Genomic DNA, 15,531 nt, shown 5'->3' with positions numbered 1-15,531 from the left:
CAGGCCGGGTTCGGTCGTGTGGAAGTCATCCACCGATCCTCGCCTCCGCGACGCCGCGCGGGCGCGTGACGACGCCGCTCGTAAGGAATTCGTCACAAGCGCGCCCGAACGGGATCGCACGGTCCGCATCTGCTCAGCCGGCGGCGATACCGTCCGAACTGCTTCGGTCGTGCGTGGTGAAGGTGGCCATCATCGCCATGTCCTCGTGCTCGAGATTGTGGCAGTGCAGCACATACCGCCCCGGGTAGTCGGTGAACCGGACGGCGATCTCGGCGAGTTCACTGGCTCCCAGATAGACGGTGTCCTTCCAGCCCGCATCCGTAGCCAGCGGCTGCCCGCCATTGCGGGACAGCACCTGGAACTGCTCGAGGTGCAGGTGGATCGGATGATCCAGATCGGTGGACAGCTGCCAGATCTCCACATCGCCGAGGCGCGGCCGGGCGATCGGTTCGCGCGGATCGTAGGGGTGTCCGTTGATCAGCCAGCCGCTCATCGAGCCGGAATCCCCACGGCGGAAATCGAATCGGCGCGTGGTGACGGCCGCTCGCCGGTCCAGCGGCGTGATCTCGTTCAGACGATCGGGCACTCTCGAGCTGTCCGCGATGCGCTCGGTGACCTCGAAACGCATGACGCGCGTGGTGATTCCGTCGCCGAGATCGTTGTGAATCGTCACCCGGTCACCGACCGCGCATCCGGACAGATCCAGGATCACCTCGTATCGCTCGCCGGGTGCGATCGTCAACGCGTCCACTCGCCGCGGGCGGTCCAGCAGGCCGCCGTCCGAGCCGATCTGCACGAAATGCCCGTCACCGAGCGGCATTTCGACCCGCAGTCGATAGACGCGGGCATTGGATCCGTTGATCAGCCGCAACCTGTACCGGGCCGTGCTCGCCCGGTGCACCGGCCACGGCACACCGTTCACCAGAATCACATCACCCAGCACGCCGCGGCCGAATTTCCCGGTCACTCCGGGCGTGTGCAGGGCCGTGGGGTCCATCGCCGGATAAAGGAATGCCCCGGTCGCATCGAAGGCTCGGTCGGTGATCAGCAACGGCAGATCCCGCTCGCCCGAGGGCAGTCCGAGTCGCTGCTCGGCCTCGTCGACGACCAGGTGCACCCCGGCCAGCCCGCGCCAGACCGACGGCCCGGTGAAATCCATCCGATGGTCGTGATACCAGAGCGTCGCGGCGGGCTGCCCGGCCGGATAGATGTAGTCGCGCTCACCGATCATGGTGTGCGCCAGCGGATCCGAGTCCATCATGTGCTCGTGTGCGCTCGTCGCGTCGACCGGAAGCAGCAGATCGGTCGGATATCCGTCCGACGCCTCGGGAACATGTCCGCCGTGCAGGTGGACCACCACCGGGACGGGCAGCTCGTTGCGATGCGAGACCACCGTGCGGCGACTGCGCGAGGACACCAGCAGCGGTCCCGGAAATATGCCCTGGTATCCCCAGATCGGCGTCGAATAGCCGGGCAGGATAACGGCATTCGCGCGCCGCTGGACGATCCGATGGTAATCGGTGGTCGCATCGCGGCGGATCGGGGCGAGTGCTCGCGGTACTCGCAGTGGCAGCGTGAACGGTTCGGGCAGCCGGGCCGAACTGGTCAGATGCAGCCGGTCGTCCGGGGAGTCGGCGGCCAATTGCCAGGCTCCGGCCGCGCCGGCGACGCCGACCGCCGCCGCGATGCGGAACAGGGAGCGGCGCGACAGCACAGGATTCATCGCGCCGCGACCTCGGCCTCGATCGTGGGTTTCGTCCACACCTGGACCAGCACCGCGGCCAGACCCGCGACGAGTGCGACGCCGAGCGGGACGTGTACGGCCAGGATCTCTCGATGTCCCAGCCCGATCTCGACTCCGGTGCCGGCGGTCATCGCCGCGCACTGGAGCACGCTGCGTCCCGTGGTCTGCCCGAATCGCCATGCCGCGGCGAAACACAGGGTCATGACCAGCATTCCGGCCGCCATGATCGGACCGTTGAGCGAATGCGCGTCGAGCCCGTCGTAACTTCCGGCCATCAGACGTCCGGCGAACATGGCCTGAGCGAAGCCGTCCAGGGTGACCAGGGTCGCGATCGTACGGAGCAGCCGCTGCCACGCCCGCGGCGTCACCCCTGCCGCCGTGCGCTGAAAAGCCAAGCGGGAATGGGCGTTCGGGCCTCGGCGCCGGGCTGTCCGATATCCCATCCGGCGGACCGGACATCGGTTCCGTCGGCGGGTCGGGTCCGATAGAAGGCGTCGAAATATTCGGCCGGGTTGGTGGACGGTGGCGTCACGATGATCCCCTTGATAGTTCAGATTTCCGAACGGTTCAGAATTCTGAACTTGTATGCTTGGTGCTGTCAAGAGGGATCGGGAGGCGTAGTGGAAGAGGCATCGGCCGACGGCGCGGATGTGACATCGACTGTGAGTGCGGAACAACGGCGTCGGCTGACGATGCTCGTGCCGATGGTCTCCGCCTACCTTCGGCGCGCCCGGAACGATATGCCGCCGGTGATCCGGAAGGTGTTCGAGCAGGCGGGACTGGGTGCGCGGCACGGCGCGGTACTGGGTTTAGTGGTGTCCTCGGGTCCGGCGAGTGTGAGTGAGGTGGCCCGGCAACTGGGACTCGGGCTCACCAATGCCAGCCAGCTCAGCGGGGAACTCACCCGCGCCGGACTACTACAGCGGCGCAACGATCCGGCCGATCATCGCCGCACACTGCTCTCGGCCGCGCCGGAGTACCGTGCGGCCTTCGAGGAATTTCTCGCCCGGCGCAGTGCGGGGCTGTTCCGCGCGATGGGTCGGCTCACGCCCGAGGAGCAGCACGGCTTCCTCGCCGGACTACAGGCGTGGGTGGATGAGATCGAGGGGGATCGGGGTGGCGCGGCGGAGCGCAGAGCCTAGAGAACCGCCTGGGTCTGGGTGGTCTTGCCGACGAGTTTGCCTGCGTCGTCATGGATTTCGGTCTCCACGACGATGAAGCGACGTCCGGTGTGCAGCGGTCGCGCGGTCGCCGACGCGTAGCCCGAGCGGATCGCGCGCAGGAAGTTCGTCTTCGATTCCACCGTCGTCGTGCCCTGCGCACCCTCGGGCAGATTCAGGAATGCGGACACCGCCGCGGTGGCGTCGGCCAGCGACATCAGCACACCGCCATGCAGCACACCGCCCAGCGTGCACAGATCCTCCTGCCACGCCAGGCGGCTGCGCACGAGCTCGGGCCCGTGTTCGAGCACCTCGACGCCGAGTTTCTCGGTGAACGGCATGGTCGTGTGGAACAGCTTGGTTCCCTCGGAATCGATCATGCGGTGAGCTTGCCGCACCCTCGGCCGTGCGTCGATGACCTCGGAGGTAATGGCCCAGCGTCATCGCCCGGCCGGGTCCTCACGACTCCCGGCGCGCACCGGCGGACGGCACCGCGACGAAGGTACGCGGCTGCGCGAAATCCTCCTTGCGGAAACGGGTTTCGATACCCGCCACGGTCGCGTCGAGCCGGTCGGTGTCGACCAGGGCGATGATGCTGCCGCCGAATCCGCCGCCGACCATGCGCGCGCCGTGCGCACCCGCTGTCAATGCCGCGTCGACCGCGACGTCCAGTTGCGGGGTGGAGATCTCGAAATCGTCCCGCAGCGAGGCGTGCCCGGCGGTCAGGATGGGGCCGATCTCACGCGGATCGCGACCGCTGTGCAGCATCCGTGCCACCTCGAGCACCCGGGCGTTCTCCGAGGCGATGTGGCGCGCGCGTCGCCGCGGCGCGTCCGCGGCGATCCGCTCGACCTCGGCGATATCGGTGATCTCGCGCAGTGAGCGCACCCCGAGTGCGGCTGCGGCCTCCTCGCATTCGCGGCGGCGCTGGGCGTATCCGCCACCGGCGTGCTGATGCGGTGTGTTGGTGTCCGCGACCAGTAGCGCCAGACCGGCCGCGGCCAGGTCGAAGGGCACCTGGGCGTGTTCGCCCCGGCCGAAGTCCAGGAACAACGCGTGCCCGGCCGTGCACAGCACCGACGCGGACTGGTCGAGGGTGCCGGTGGCCGCGCCGACGTACGAGTTCTCCGCGGCCCGGCCGATATCGATCAGCTCGGCATCGGAGATCGGCAGGTCGAACAGATCGCGCAGCGCGACCGCCACCGCGCACTCCACCGCCGCCGAGGAGGACAGACCCGCGCCGACCGGCACCGCGCCGTCGAGTTCGAGCCGGACACCCGGGATCGGGTATCCGCGCCGGACGTACTCGTGGACGACGCCGAGCGGATATCGCGCCCAGCCCTGCACCGTGGAATCCGCGAGCCCGGCGATCGGCTCATCGATCACCTCGCCGGGATGTTGACGCGACGAAACCCGCACCTGCGCATCGGATTCGGCCTCCGCAGCACACCGCACCACATGCGGCAGCGCGATCGGCAGCGCATAGCCGTCGTTGTAATCGGTGTGCTCGCCGATGATGTTGACCCGTCCGGGGGCGACCCAGACGCCGCGCGCTGCTCCACTCACGATTCCACCTCGCTGGCGCTCGCCTCCATCGTGCGCGGGGCACACTGTGTCGATGGTTCGCTCCGCTGCGCTCCACTCACGATGCGGCGACCTCCCGCAGTTCGGCCGCGACGGTCTCGGGAGTGGTGTCGCTGATGAAGACGTTCATACCGGACTCGGATCCGGCCAGGTACTTCAGCTTGCCCGCGGCGCGGCGGATCGAGAACAGTTGCATGTTCAGCCACCAATCATCGCGGGGCGCACCGGATTTCGGTGTCGGTGCTTGATTCCAGGCGGCGATGTACGGCATCGGGGTGTCGAAGCGGCGGGCGAAGCGGCCCAGGACGTCCAGATACAGTTCGGCGAACGCGTCGCGCTGGGCGTCATCGAGATCGGGGATGTCGGCGACCCGGCGGTGCGGATACAACTGCACCTCGTAGGGCCAGCGGGCGAACGGCGGGACGAAGGCGGTCCACTCCTCGTTGGCCGCGACCACCCGCAGTCCGGCGGCGCGCTCGGCGTCGAGCAGATCGCCGAACAGGTTGCCGCCGTGGGCTTTCCGATACTCGGCGACGTTGGCGGAAATCTTCGCCACGCGTGGCGTGACGAACGGGTAGGCGTAGATCTGCCCGTGCGGATGCGAGAGCGTGACCCCGATCTCCTCGCCGTGATTCTCGAAGCAGAACACCTGACCGACGCCGTCCAGTTCGGCCAGTTCGGCCGTGCGATGAGCCCAGACGTCGACCACCATGCGCGCGCGTTGCGGATCCAGCCGATCGAAGGAGGAGTCGTGAACGCTGGTGAAGCACACCACTTCACAACGTCCGTAGCCTTCGCGCAGCGCGGTGAGCGGCGAACCGTCCACGGTATCCGGCCATTCGGTGTGGTCGGTGGACAGCGAGGGAAAGCGATTTTCGAAAACCGCTATCTCGTAGTCGGATTCGGGAACCTCGGTGGCGCGCTCCGGAGTCGAAGGGCACAGCGGGCACAGATCCGCCGGGGGCAGGAAGGTACGGGTCTGCCGGTGCGAGGCCAGGACCACCCATTCCCCGAGCAGTGGATCGAATCGGGTCTGCGAATGGGTGGTGGTGTGCGGCAGGTCGCGGGTGTCGGTGGCGGTGCGAGCCACCGGGGCCCGGTCGAAGTAGAGAATCTCGCGGTCGTCGGCGAGCCGGCGGCGGGTGATGATCACCGGCGGGCCCGCTGCGGTGTGCGCATCTGGTCAGGTACGAGCGCCATGCCAACCTCCGATCGGGACACGTGAGAGTCGGTCCGGACAGTACACGGGGAAGTTGTGAGCGCTCACATCAGGGCCGCACGAGAACATTCGGCGATATGCCTGAACGTTCTCGCGACAGGGTCAGTATTCGCTGCCGAACAGGCCACCCGGACCGTAGGAGCCGGTGCTCGGCGGGGTGGGAGCCATCACCCAGCCGCCGCAGCCGGTCGCCTTGAACGCGACGTCGGTCGACTTGATCATCACCCGGACCGGAGTCTGGTGGGTGAGGTCGCTGGCGATGATGTACTGATTCGGATCGCCGTGGTCCTTCGGGCCGGGAATCTTCCACAGCCGCTCCCAGAAGCACGCGTGCACCGGATCGGTCGATCCGGCCGCCTGGTAGATGCCGGGGGTGATGTCCACGCCGACGCGGTAGAGCCCGTCGCCGGGCATGGACTTCGCCGGAGCGGCGGCGGCCGTCCCCGAGGCGAGCAGTGTGGCCGTCGAAGCCACGGCCCCGGCGATCGCAAGCGTGCTGGCACGCACGGTGGTCCTCCTCGAACATATCTGTGCCGCCGAGAACTCGGACGGCGGCGGGAGTTCCCCGCACCTTTCCCGGGGTGTTTATCAGAATCGCGAGGGCGAATTGATCGAATCGGTGAAATTTGTGGTGTTGCACCACGATGCGCCCGTATCGTTCGGCTCGACCGATCTTGCCCCGAACACCGATGGGGTGATGCGGATCGCGCTGGTACGCGCGCCCCGGTGAGGAGAACAGCCCATGTCTCAGAACGATCAGGTCATCAACCCGCTCGACCGTCGCACGGCCCTGGCCGGTGCCGGTGTGGCCGCAGCGGCGCTCACCCTGGCCGCCGCCTGCAGTTCGGATGATTCGTCCTCGTCCTCGTCCTCGTCGGGGAAGTCCTCGGCGGCCGCCGCCGGAACCACGGGCGCTCAGGCGACCGCTCCGCTGACCAGTACCTCGGATGTTCCCGTGGGTGGCGGGGTGATCGTCGGCGACACCGTCGTCACCCAGTCGACCGCGGGCAACTTCTCCGGTTTCTCCACCACCTGCACTCATGCCGGTTGCAAGGTCAACAAGGTCGAAAACGGATTGATCGAATGTCCCTGTCACGGAAGTACATTCCATCTCGACGGGACTGTCGCGCATGGTCCGGCGACCCGTCCGCTGGATTCGCACCCGGTGAAGGTGCAGGACGGCAATATCGTGCGCGCCTGAGGCGAGAGCGCCGCGAATTTCGGATGCGGAAATGTTGCGGATCGCTGTGAAAGGGGGGCGGAAGGCGACATCGGATGGGATTGTGGCTATGCTCACCCGTAACAACCGCAACAGCAGTAACAGCTAGGGCGGTCCACCGCCCCGGCTGTGCTCATTGGCACCGCGAGACCGGTACCAGCACCGGATTTGGAGGGCGTTGTGTTCTCTCGCCAGCTGTTCTACCGCAAGCCGAAAATCGTTCGGGCAGGTCTGTGCCTTGTCGTCACGACCGCTGCCACCTGTGCGGGACTCGCGCCGACAGCCTCGGCCGCCCCGGCCGCGCCCGCGCAGCCCCCGTCCAATCTGTCGACCAAACTCTCAGGTAAGACGGTATTCCTCGATCCAGGCCACCAGGGATCCGGGCAGAATCTCGATCGCCCGGTCAACAATGGCTACGGCGGCACCAAAGCGTGTCAGACCACCGGAATGACGGCCTTGGACGGTACACCCGAGCACACCATCAACTGGAAGGTTGCCAACCTCGTCAAACAGTCGCTCGAGGTGCTGGGCGCTCGGGTGGTGCTGAGCCGTCAGGACGACACCGGATGGGGCGGCTGCGTGGACGAGCGGGCCGCCGCGGCGAATCGTTCCGGGGCGAATGTCGCGATCAGCATTCACGCCGACAGCGCACCCGCACAGGATCACGGATTCCACCTGATCGTCCCGAAACTGCCCGTCCCCGATCTCAGGGCCGCGGAGGTACAGGCCACTGCCGGAATGGCCGCCAGCAAATCGGTGCGTGACGCCTACAAGCGGGCCGGGTTCACCGCGGCCGGCTATGCCGGGGCCGTCGACGGTATGCAGACCCGTTCCGATATCGCCGGACCCGCATTGACCGAGGTGCCCAATGTGTTCATCGAAATGGGCAACGGCGCCAACAAGAACGACGCGGCGCAGCTGGTCTCCAACGAGGGCCAGATCAAGCACGCGATCGCCATCACGACCGGGCTGGTGACCTATCTGCTCGGGGCCGCGTCCACCGGATCGGCCGACAGCCCTGCCGCCTCCCCGATTCCGCAGCCGAACGCGGCTCCGGCGGGGAACGACGGCAGCGCTCCGCAGAACGCCGCCCCGGCAGTGAATTCCACGCCAGAGACCACGACGCCCGCTGCGCCGCAACAGGGTACGCCCAATGCCTACACCCCGGGCGCCGCGCAGCCGCAGTCCGCGCCCGGCACCGCGCCGCAGTATCAGACCGCGCCCGGGACGCTGCCGCAGAATCAGACCACGCCCGGAACCACGCCGCAGGCGGGGACCACCCCGGGCACCCAGGCACAGCCCGGTGCGCCCAAGTCCGTCGATCCGAATTCGGCGGCGAGCATGCTGGTCACCGCGGCCATCCAGTTGCTCGCACCCTTGGCCACTTCACTGGGCCTGGGTGATGTGGCGAATTCGGAACTGGTCAATCTCGCCTACACCCTGGTGTCGACGTTGATCGGCGCCGCGGGTAATGCGGTGGCGACCGCCACCAAGTAAGCCTCGCTCCGCTCGCGCCCTGCCGCCCGTCACGTGCGGCAGGGCGCACGGCTTCGTGCGAGAACTTCTCAGCCGACCGCCCCAGCGGCGAGTGCGGCCTTCCAGCCGCCGTATTCGCTGATGTCCTTGCCTGCCAACGCGGCAGCGCCGTCACATCCGAAGGCGGTGTGCCAGGTGCCGTCGTCCAGTTCGACCGCGCCCAGTTGCATGGGGGCGGGCAGCTGCGCGAGGAAACGGCCCAGAGCGGCGGGGGAGAGCATCCATCGCTCCCCGGCCACGGCGACTCCGGCGATATCCTCCGGCTGCCGGGTGACGGCCGGTTTCGGCGGCTCGGTGTCCAGAACGGCCAGCCGGTATCGCGGCGCGGTGCGCACCGGGCCCATCCACCTCGCCCCCGGGCCGGTGAGTTGATGCGCCAGCGGCTGATCGCGCAGATGCGCGCCGAAGACGATCAGCTCGTGCGCGGGGGCGGCGCGCAGCGGCCAGGTCGTCTGCAGGTCCGGCCGGGAATCGTTGTCCCCATGGGAAATTCGGGCGGCGATATCGAGGGCGACCGCATCTTCGAAGGGCCTGGCGAGCACGGTGACGCCGAACTGTGCATCGCCCGCGGTCCCGGCCGGAACCGCCACCGCGCACAGGTCGAACAGATTGCAGAAATTCGTGTAGACCCCGACCCGGGAGTTCACGCCGATCGGGTCGGCGGTCACCTCTGCGATCGTCGGCTGTGCGGGGGCGGTCGGGGTCAGCAGTACGTCCGCGCCGTCGAGGCTCGCCAGTGCGCGAGCGCGAAGGGCCTGCAGCGCAGCCAGATCCGAGACGAGCCGGTGAGCCGGGATGTCGCGGGCCGCGCGGATGATCGACCCGACCGTGGGGTCGACCGCATCGGGTCGCGCATCGACGAATTCGCCTACTGCGGCGTATCTTTCGGCGACCAGCGCGCCGTCGTAGAGCAGCCGTGCCGCTGCCAGGAACGGTTCCGGATCCACCGTGACGATTCGTGCGCCCGCTTCGCGCAATCTCGCGACCGTCCGATCGAAGGCGCTGTGCCACACCGGATCCAGATCGGGCAGTGCGTCGAATATCGCCACGACCGGTTCCGGCGGTGCGGCGAACCGCACGTCGGCGGGCCAGCTGCGGGCACCCGCGTCCGCGGCGAGTACGCCCATGGCCCGATTCGCCAGATCCACGTCCGCAGCGAAGATCGTCACGCAGTCGTAGGAGCGGCAGGCCGGGACGACGCCCTCGGTCGACACCACCCCGACGGTCGGTTTGATACCGACGATGCCCTGGAACGCCGCGGGCACCCGGCCGGAACCAGCGGTATCGGTGCCGATCGCGATATCGGCCGCGCCGCTGGCCACCGCGATCGCGGAACCGGAACTCGAACCACCCGAGACGAATTCGGGCCGCCGCAGGTCCCGCACCGCGCCGTAGGGCGACCGGGTGCCGACCAGACCGGTCGCGAACTGATCCAGATTCGTCTTGCCCACCACGACCGCTCCGGCCGCACGCAGGGCCGCTACCGCCGGTGCATCCTGCTCGGGGGTGTAGGCGAACTCCGGACAGCCTGCGGTCGTGGGCATTTCGGCGACGTCGACGTTGTCCTTCACGGCCAGCCGTAGCCCGGCCAGCTCGCCCCGGGCGTTCGCGAGCTGCGCGGCGATCGAATCGTCCGGTGGCCGATGAATCCACACGGTCATGGTCTGGTCTCCTCGGTGCGTGAAGGTGGTGGTTCGTGCGGATCGCTGGCTGCTCCGCTCATACCGCGGATTCGGCGAGTTCGCCTGCCGCGCGCCAGGATTGGCGTTCGGCGGCGAAGGCTTCCTGCTGCCGGGTGCGGAACTGTTCGATCGAGGTGGCGTTGGCCGTGAGGAAGCGACGGTGGTCCGCGAGCCGGAATTCGCCGTCCTGGGCTCGCAGCTCACCGCGACCGGCGGCGAATTCCGCACGCATGTCCAGTAATTCGTCGGCCTCCACGGGGTACCACCGGATGCGATCGAAATACCTCAGCAGCCAAGGGGATTCGTCGTCGGCGGAGTGATGACGCCATACCTGGGTGGTTCGCCCGACGAACTGGTAGCCGCCCGGACCTTCCATACCGTAGATGCACAGATACGCGCCGCCGATGCCGACCGCGTTCTGCGGGGTCCAGGTGCGTGCCGGATTGTATTTCGTGGTGACGAGCCGGTGTCGTGGATCGGTCGGGGTGGCCACGGGCGCGCCGAGGTAGACATCGCCGAGGCCGAGCACCAGATATTCGGCGGCGAAGACGGTGTCGAAAACCTCACCGACGGAGCACAATCCGTTCATTCTACGGATGAACTCGATATTCCACGGGCACCACGGCGCGTCCGCGCGCACGCCGTGCATGTATCGGGTGATCGCCTCCCGGGTGGCTGGATCGTCCCAGGACAGCGGCAGATGCACGGTCCGGCTGGGTACCACGAGTTCGTCGGCGGACGGCAGTAGCGACTCCGCTTCGCGCAGCAGCGTGAGCAGTTTCGCGGTCGGGAGACGTTCCGGATCGAAACGGACCTGGAGTGAGCGCACGCCCGGCGTCAGTTCGGTGATGCCCGGTTCACCGCGCTCGCGCAGATGTTCGTACAGTGCGTGGACGCGTGCCCGCAGCTCGAGATCCAGTGTCATATCGCCGTATTCGACGAGTATGCCGTCCTCGCCCGCTCGGCGGTAGGTGACCGTGGTGGTGTCGTCGGCGTCGGTGCGGATCAGGATGCCGTCGTCGCCGTCTCCGGCGGTGGAGCGGACGAACGGCCAGCCTGCGCGTCGGGCGGGCCCCAGAGCGTGTGGTGAGGCGGCGCGATCGGCTCGTACCGGGACGAATCGAACGGTATCGCCCGGGGCGAGCTGACCGAGCTTCCACCGATCCGCGGCGGTCACCGTGACCGGGCAGACGAATCCACCGAGGCTCGGTCCGTCCGGTCCGAGCAGGATCGGCGTATCACCGGTGAAGTCCAGTGCGCCAACCGAATACGCGGTGTCGTGGATGTTGGACGGATGTAATCCGGCCTCGCCGCCGTCGGTGCGCGCCCACTGCGGTTTGGGGCCGATGAGTCGCACGCCGGTGCGATCGGAGTTGAAATGTACCTCGTAGTCGGACCCGACGATGGTGTCGATGTCCTCGCGCGTGAAGAACTCCGGTGCACCGTGCGGCCCCTCGGTGACGGCCAGTTCCCAGCGTTGCGAGAGCATCGGGCGATCGTCTGCGGGCACGCCGGAGGTGATCGTGCCGATGGCCGGGCCGAGCGGCAACCGGTCTCCGGAACGCAGTGCCGCCCCGGTGCTTCCGCCGAATCCGCCGAGGGTGAACGTCGCTGTACTGCCGAGGTATTCGGGAATGTCCAGTCCGCCCGCGAACAGGATGTAACTCCGCATGCCGGGCCCGGAGACCGGACCCACATCCAGTACGCCGCCCGCCGGAACCCGGATCGTGCGCCACTGTGGCGCCGGTGCCCCGTCCACGGTCACCTTGGCGGGCGCTCCCGTCACGCAGACCAGTGCGGATCGCTCGAATCGCAGTGCCGGACCGCCCAGCGTGCACTCGAGTCCCGCCGCGCCCTCGGCATTGCCGAGCGCCCGGTTGCCCAGCCGGAACGACAGATCGTCCATCGGCCCCGACGGTGGTACACCGACATGCCAGAACCCCACTCGCCCCGGCCAATCCTGCACTGTCGTGAGCATTCCCGGGCGCAGCACCTCGATAGCGGAAGGTGTCGTCGATTCGTGCGCCGACGATGCGGCGATGTCTCCCGGCGTGCTCACCGTCGGCGCGGCACCGCCCGCCGTATGCGCGTCCCGCGGTGGTACGTCAGGTGAGGTGGGCGCGAGACTGTCCCTCGCGGTTCGGAATTCGGTGTCGCCGTTGATGGCCGTGGGTGGGCGTCCGATCGGCGAGAGGGGTGGTGCGGTGTCGGTCATTACTCGGACCTCCTGAGCGAATGCGACCGTGCTGCGGTGGATTCGGGACGTCGCGCCCGGCTCAACGCGAGACGACCATCCGTACGGGGGTGGGGTCGAATCCGTTGCAGGGGTTGTTGATCTGCGGACAGTTGGAGATCAGGACGAGCGTGTCGATCTCGGCGCGCAGCGACAGACTCTTGCCGGGAGCCGATCGGCCGTCGACGATGCCCAGCGTGCCGTCGGCCTCCACCGGGACGTTCATGAACCAGTTGATGTTCGACACCAGATCCCGTTTGCCCAGACCCCATTTCATGCCTTCGGCCAGGAAATTCTCGACGCAGGCGTGCTGGTGGCGGGTGTGGTGGCCGTAACGCAGCGTATTGGACTCCTGCGAGCAGGCTCCGGCGACGGTGTCGTGATTGCCGACCTCGTCGGCGATCACCGTCATCAGGGCGGTGCCGGTGTCGGTGCGCAGGACACTGCCGGTGGTGAGGAAGATGTTGCGCTGGGCGGTGATCGTGGCCTGGGCGCTGTAGCGGTCGGCGTGGTCGGCGGCCGAGTACAGCAGACAGTCGACGGCCTGATTGCCGTGCAGGTCGATGATGTCCAGCCGGGCTCCGGCGGGGACGACGGCCGACCAGGGGCTGCGGGCGGGCACGGTCTGATCGAGTGTCACGGTGTGCGCCGATGTGGTCATGTTCGAAATCCGTTCCGGGAGAGGGGCTTGCGGTCGATGCGGGCCGGAGCGTTCACGCGTGCGCGGCGCGCCGGGCCAGTTCGGTGTTCTCGACGGCCCGTCGATATTCCGGCTCGTCGCCGGGGATGCGCGTGAGATCTTCCGGTGCGTGCCACGCGATGACGTCCAGTTCGGTGACCGGGGTCGGGTCGAGGGGATGTTCGGCGTCGGCGATCAGCAGCGTGACGGGCAGGTGCGTGATCAGGTCGACCGCGCGCCCGGCTCCGGCGCCGCCGGTCGGCACGAGTTCGCCGTCCGGCTCGACCCGCACACCGCGGAACAGCGATACCGTCGGGCCGATATCGCGCGGGCTCAGCCCGTGTTTCGCGGCGGCGAGCAGCAGCGCCCGGCGCGCGGCGGGCCCCGGACCGCACAGTGCGTCGTGCCGCTGCGACGAATCGGCCAGGAGTGTGGCCAGGATGCGTCCCTGATCCGAGAGCAGCGGATGCCCGGTCCCCAGATACGCCTGCCACGGCACCTTCACCGTGTCCGCGACATTGAGTCGCTCCCAAGGTGATTCGGCGCGCAGCAGCATGATGTGCGCGCATGCCGCGCCCGCGGGATCGGACAGTCGGATCCGGGTGCCGCGGTCGAGCACGATATTCGCGTATCCGCCCGCCGGAATCCGTTGGGCGAAGCAGATGTTCGCGGGGTCCACGTCCGGGGGCAGCGCCGGTCCGATGACGTGCGCGTCCGCCGCCTGTGAACGAGCGTGCGCGCGTGCCTCGGTCGTGGATGCGGTGCTGGTCATGTTTTGTCCTTTCGATGGCGTGCGGCGGTCACGGCTCGGTCGATCGCGGCCGCGATGAGCAGAGCCAGGGCCGGGCGGCCCAGCAGTCCCGGCTGTGCGGCGGCGGGGCCGGCACCGGCTCGGCGGATCATGCGGGTTGCACTGCGGGCGCGGAGGTTCGGTCCGGCGCAGCGGCGAGTCGGTGCACCACCACTCCGACGGCGATGGTCAGCAGCACGAACAGCGGTGCGGCCCAGAGCATCCACCAGCTGCCGCCGTTGGGCGTGTAGACCGCCGGGCGGGGCCAGGCCAGATTCACCGCCATCGCGATGCCCCACAGCACGGCCAGCAGGTTCACCGGAATTCCCCAGCGCCCCAGGGAGAACAGGCCGTCGGGCTGTCGGGCGGTGCCGCGCAGCCGCTGGAGCAGCAGCGGTACGGTCACCAGCAGGTAGGCGAGGTACAGCATGACGATGCAGACGCTGGCCAGGGTCGCGAAGATCGCCGCGTTGCCGAGGTTGAGCACCAGCAGCGCGACGGCGAGCGCGCCGATCACCACCGACGGCAGCACGGGCGTGCCGAAGCGGGGATGCACCGTCGCCAGCCGCCGGGCGAACGGCAGCCGCCCGTCGCGGGCCATCGAGAACATCAGGCGCGAACCGGCCGTCTGAATCGCCAAGGTGCACACCGAGATCGCGATGGCCACGCAGCACAGCAGCACCTTGCCCGCCGGGCTGTCCAGGGTCGCGGAGATGACGTACGCCAGGCCGTCGGTCGACAGCTTGCCGTCGGTCAGACTCGGTGCGGCCATGAGCGCGCCGAGCAGCATGAGCCCGCCACCCAGCGCCGAGACCGCCAACGCGGTCAGAATCGTGCGCGGCGCGACCCGCCGCGGATTGCGCGTCTCCTCGGAAAGTTCACCGGCGGAATCGAATCCGACCATCACATAGGCGGCCATCAGCCCGGACACCAGGAATGCGGCCCAATATCCGCCGGGTGCGGCGGTGCTGTGCTCCACGACGACGTGCGGTCCGCGATGGGTGTGGGTGAGGAACAGCGCGATCGTGGCCAGGACCCCGACGATCTCGACCGTCACGCCGATGGTGTTGATCCGGGCCATCAGTTCGATGCCGACGACGTTGACCACGGTGGTCAGCACCAGCAGAATGCTGCCCAGCAGAACCGCGTTCGCCGCACCGGATTTCGAGGTCAGCGCGGTGTCGTGGCCGATCAGCTGGAATCCGCTCCAGATCGAGGGCAGCACCACCTGCAGGGCGATCGCCGCAGCGGCGGCGGTGACGATCTGGGCGATGATCATCATCCAGCCCGCGAACCAGCCCACGACCTCACCCGCCAGCCGGCGCGACCACTGGTAGATACAGCCCGAGATCGGGTATCGCGCAGCGAGTTCGGCGAAGTTCAGCGCCACCAGGAACTGTCCGGCGAAAACGATCGGCCAGGTCCAGAAGAAGGCTCCGCCGCCGAATCCGTAACCGAATCCGAAGAATTGGAAGATGGTGGTGAGGATGGAGACGAAGGAGAATCCGGCCGCGAACGAGGCGTAGCGGCCGAGCTTGCGGTGCAGGACGGGCCGGTAGCCGAACGCCTCGAGGTCGGCGCTGTCGGACGGGGGTGCGGGCAGGGTGGTGGCCATGGGCGGGATCCTTCGGCGTCGTGGCCAATATCTATCGACTGATAGTTTTCCGAGTCCGATCGCGCGGTCG

The 15,531-nt window shown here is 68.1% G+C and carries 15 protein-coding genes and 1 pseudogene; 4 read left to right on the top strand and 12 right to left on the bottom strand.

All coding sequences use genetic code 11. The features are described from left to right. Nucleotides 1–133 precede the first annotated feature (133 nt). Together ON40_RS24885 and ON40_RS24880 are read right to left on the bottom strand one after the other, a co-directional pair. Nucleotides 134–1,723: a multicopper oxidase family protein gene (locus tag ON40_RS24885; RefSeq protein WP_051193503.1), complete on the bottom strand. Its 1,590-nt coding sequence runs from the start codon at nucleotides 1,721–1,723 to the stop codon at nucleotides 134–136. After that, a complete protein-coding gene (locus ON40_RS24880) occupies nucleotides 1,720–2,187 on the bottom strand; it encodes a hypothetical protein (protein ID WP_218008857.1) in 468 nt (155 codons plus the stop codon). Before ON40_RS24880 ends, ON40_RS24885 begins: the two co-directional genes overlap by 4 nt. A gap of 177 nt (nucleotides 2,188–2,364) precedes the next feature. Between ON40_RS24880 and ON40_RS24875 the strand changes: the two genes are divergently transcribed. Beyond that, the gene (locus ON40_RS24875; protein ID WP_051193502.1) at nucleotides 2,365–2,886 is read left to right on the top strand and encodes a MarR family winged helix-turn-helix transcriptional regulator; all 522 of its coding nucleotides are present in this window, start codon (nucleotides 2,365–2,367) and stop codon (nucleotides 2,884–2,886) included. Here ON40_RS24875 and ON40_RS24870 read toward each other — a convergent pair. The 4 genes from ON40_RS24870 to ON40_RS24855 form a co-directional block, all read right to left on the bottom strand. Beyond that, entirely contained in the window at nucleotides 2,883–3,284 is a 402-nt protein-coding gene (locus ON40_RS24870; RefSeq protein WP_040826527.1) for a PaaI family thioesterase, read from the bottom strand. The genes ON40_RS24875 and ON40_RS24870 overlap by 4 nt on opposite strands. A 79-nt stretch (nucleotides 3,285–3,363) precedes the next feature. Further along, nucleotides 3,364–4,470, bottom strand: a complete 1,107-nt coding sequence (gene galK, locus ON40_RS24865; protein WP_051193534.1) for a galactokinase — start codon at nucleotides 4,468–4,470, stop codon at nucleotides 3,364–3,366. Between the two features lie 76 nt (nucleotides 4,471–4,546). Beyond that, nucleotides 4,547–5,641 carry a galactose-1-phosphate uridylyltransferase gene (gene galT, locus ON40_RS24860; RefSeq protein WP_040826525.1) on the bottom strand — a complete coding sequence of 365 codons (1,095 nt, stop codon included), beginning with the start codon at nucleotides 5,639–5,641 and terminating at the stop codon, nucleotides 4,547–4,549. Nucleotides 5,642–5,809: 168 nt separating this feature from the next. Then, nucleotides 5,810–6,181 carry an Rv1352/Rv1906c domain-containing protein gene (locus tag ON40_RS24855; protein ID WP_245567972.1) on the bottom strand — a complete coding sequence of 124 codons (372 nt, stop codon included), beginning with the start codon at nucleotides 6,179–6,181 and terminating at the stop codon, nucleotides 5,810–5,812. On the opposite strand from ON40_RS24855, the gene ON40_RS24850 reads away from it, so the two are divergent. From ON40_RS24850 to ON40_RS24840, 3 genes are all read left to right on the top strand, one after another. Continuing rightward, on the top strand, nucleotides 6,165–6,437 hold the full coding sequence (locus ON40_RS24850) for a hypothetical protein (protein WP_169541897.1): 273 nt from the start codon (nucleotides 6,165–6,167) through the stop codon (nucleotides 6,435–6,437). The genes ON40_RS24855 and ON40_RS24850 overlap by 17 nt on opposite strands. Nucleotides 6,438–6,449: 12 nt before the next feature. Beyond that, a complete protein-coding gene (locus ON40_RS24845) occupies nucleotides 6,450–6,908 on the top strand; it encodes a QcrA and Rieske domain-containing protein (protein ID WP_040826519.1) in 459 nt (152 codons plus the stop codon). A 198-nt stretch (nucleotides 6,909–7,106) separates the two neighbouring features. Continuing rightward, nucleotides 7,107–8,423 (top strand): N-acetylmuramoyl-L-alanine amidase, encoded by a 1,317-nt coding sequence (locus ON40_RS24840; protein ID WP_373281965.1) that lies wholly within the window; start codon nucleotides 7,107–7,109, stop codon nucleotides 8,421–8,423. 68 nt (nucleotides 8,424–8,491) lie between these two features. On the opposite strand, the pseudogene atzF reads toward ON40_RS24840, so the two are convergent. The 6 genes and pseudogenes from atzF to ON40_RS24815 form a co-directional block, all read right to left on the bottom strand. Next, a pseudogene (gene atzF / locus ON40_RS24835) lies at nucleotides 8,492–10,201 on the bottom strand (allophanate hydrolase); the annotation flags it as partial. Then, on the bottom strand, nucleotides 10,182–12,359 hold the full coding sequence (locus ON40_RS24830) for a 5-oxoprolinase/urea amidolyase family protein (RefSeq protein ID WP_083895889.1): 2,178 nt from the start codon (nucleotides 12,357–12,359) through the stop codon (nucleotides 10,182–10,184). The gene ON40_RS24830 and the pseudogene atzF, both read right to left, overlap by 20 nt. 61 nt (nucleotides 12,360–12,420) lie before the next feature. Next, nucleotides 12,421–13,038 (bottom strand): urea amidolyase associated protein UAAP2, encoded by a 618-nt coding sequence (locus tag ON40_RS24825; RefSeq protein ID WP_040826515.1) that lies wholly within the window; start codon nucleotides 13,036–13,038, stop codon nucleotides 12,421–12,423. Nucleotides 13,039–13,090: 52 nt separating this feature from the next. Then, nucleotides 13,091–13,828 (bottom strand): DUF1989 domain-containing protein, encoded by a 738-nt coding sequence (locus ON40_RS24820; protein WP_040826513.1) that lies wholly within the window; start codon nucleotides 13,826–13,828, stop codon nucleotides 13,091–13,093. Continuing rightward, the gene (locus ON40_RS55515; protein WP_281033059.1) at nucleotides 13,825–13,959 is read right to left on the bottom strand and encodes a hypothetical protein; all 135 of its coding nucleotides are present in this window, start codon (nucleotides 13,957–13,959) and stop codon (nucleotides 13,825–13,827) included. The genes ON40_RS24820 and ON40_RS55515 overlap by 4 nt, the downstream gene beginning before the upstream one ends. Then, nucleotides 13,956–15,461: an amino acid permease gene (locus ON40_RS24815; protein ID WP_040826511.1), complete on the bottom strand. Its 1,506-nt coding sequence runs from the start codon at nucleotides 15,459–15,461 to the stop codon at nucleotides 13,956–13,958. Before ON40_RS24815 ends, ON40_RS55515 begins: the two co-directional genes overlap by 4 nt. Nucleotides 15,462–15,531: the final 70 nt, after the last annotated feature.

The organism is Nocardia jiangxiensis NBRC 101359 (assembly GCF_000308615.1).
GTDB lineage: Bacteria > Actinomycetota > Actinomycetes > Mycobacteriales > Mycobacteriaceae > Nocardia > Nocardia jiangxiensis.
This window is presented reverse-complemented; position numbering and strand designations above follow the sequence as displayed.

What these genes read in the sequence shown, in the direction of transcription:
- ON40_RS24820 (WP_040826513.1), bottom strand. Translation starts at nt 13,828, where the DNA reads ATGACCAGCACCGCATCCACGACCGAGGCACGCGCGCACGCTCGTTCA.
- ON40_RS24870 (WP_040826527.1), bottom strand. Translation starts at nt 3,284, where the DNA reads ATGATCGATTCCGAGGGAACCAAGCTGTTCCACACGACCATGCCGTTC.
- ON40_RS55515 (WP_281033059.1), bottom strand. Translation starts at nt 13,959, where the DNA reads ATGATCCGCCGAGCCGGTGCCGGCCCCGCCGCCGCACAGCCGGGACTG.
- ON40_RS24830 (WP_083895889.1), bottom strand. Translation starts at nt 12,359, where the DNA reads ATGACCGACACCGCACCACCCCTCTCGCCGATCGGACGCCCACCCACG.
- ON40_RS24815 (WP_040826511.1), bottom strand. Translation starts at nt 15,461, where the DNA reads ATGGCCACCACCCTGCCCGCACCCCCGTCCGACAGCGCCGACCTCGAG.
- ON40_RS24825 (WP_040826515.1), bottom strand. Translation starts at nt 13,038, where the DNA reads ATGACCACATCGGCGCACACCGTGACACTCGATCAGACCGTGCCCGCC.
- ON40_RS24885 (WP_051193503.1), bottom strand. Translation starts at nt 1,723, where the DNA reads ATGAATCCTGTGCTGTCGCGCCGCTCCCTGTTCCGCATCGCGGCGGCG.
- ON40_RS24880 (WP_218008857.1), bottom strand. Translation starts at nt 2,187, where the DNA reads ATGGGATATCGGACAGCCCGGCGCCGAGGCCCGAACGCCCATTCCCGC.
- ON40_RS24845 (WP_040826519.1), top strand. Translation starts at nt 6,450, where the DNA reads ATGTCTCAGAACGATCAGGTCATCAACCCGCTCGACCGTCGCACGGCC.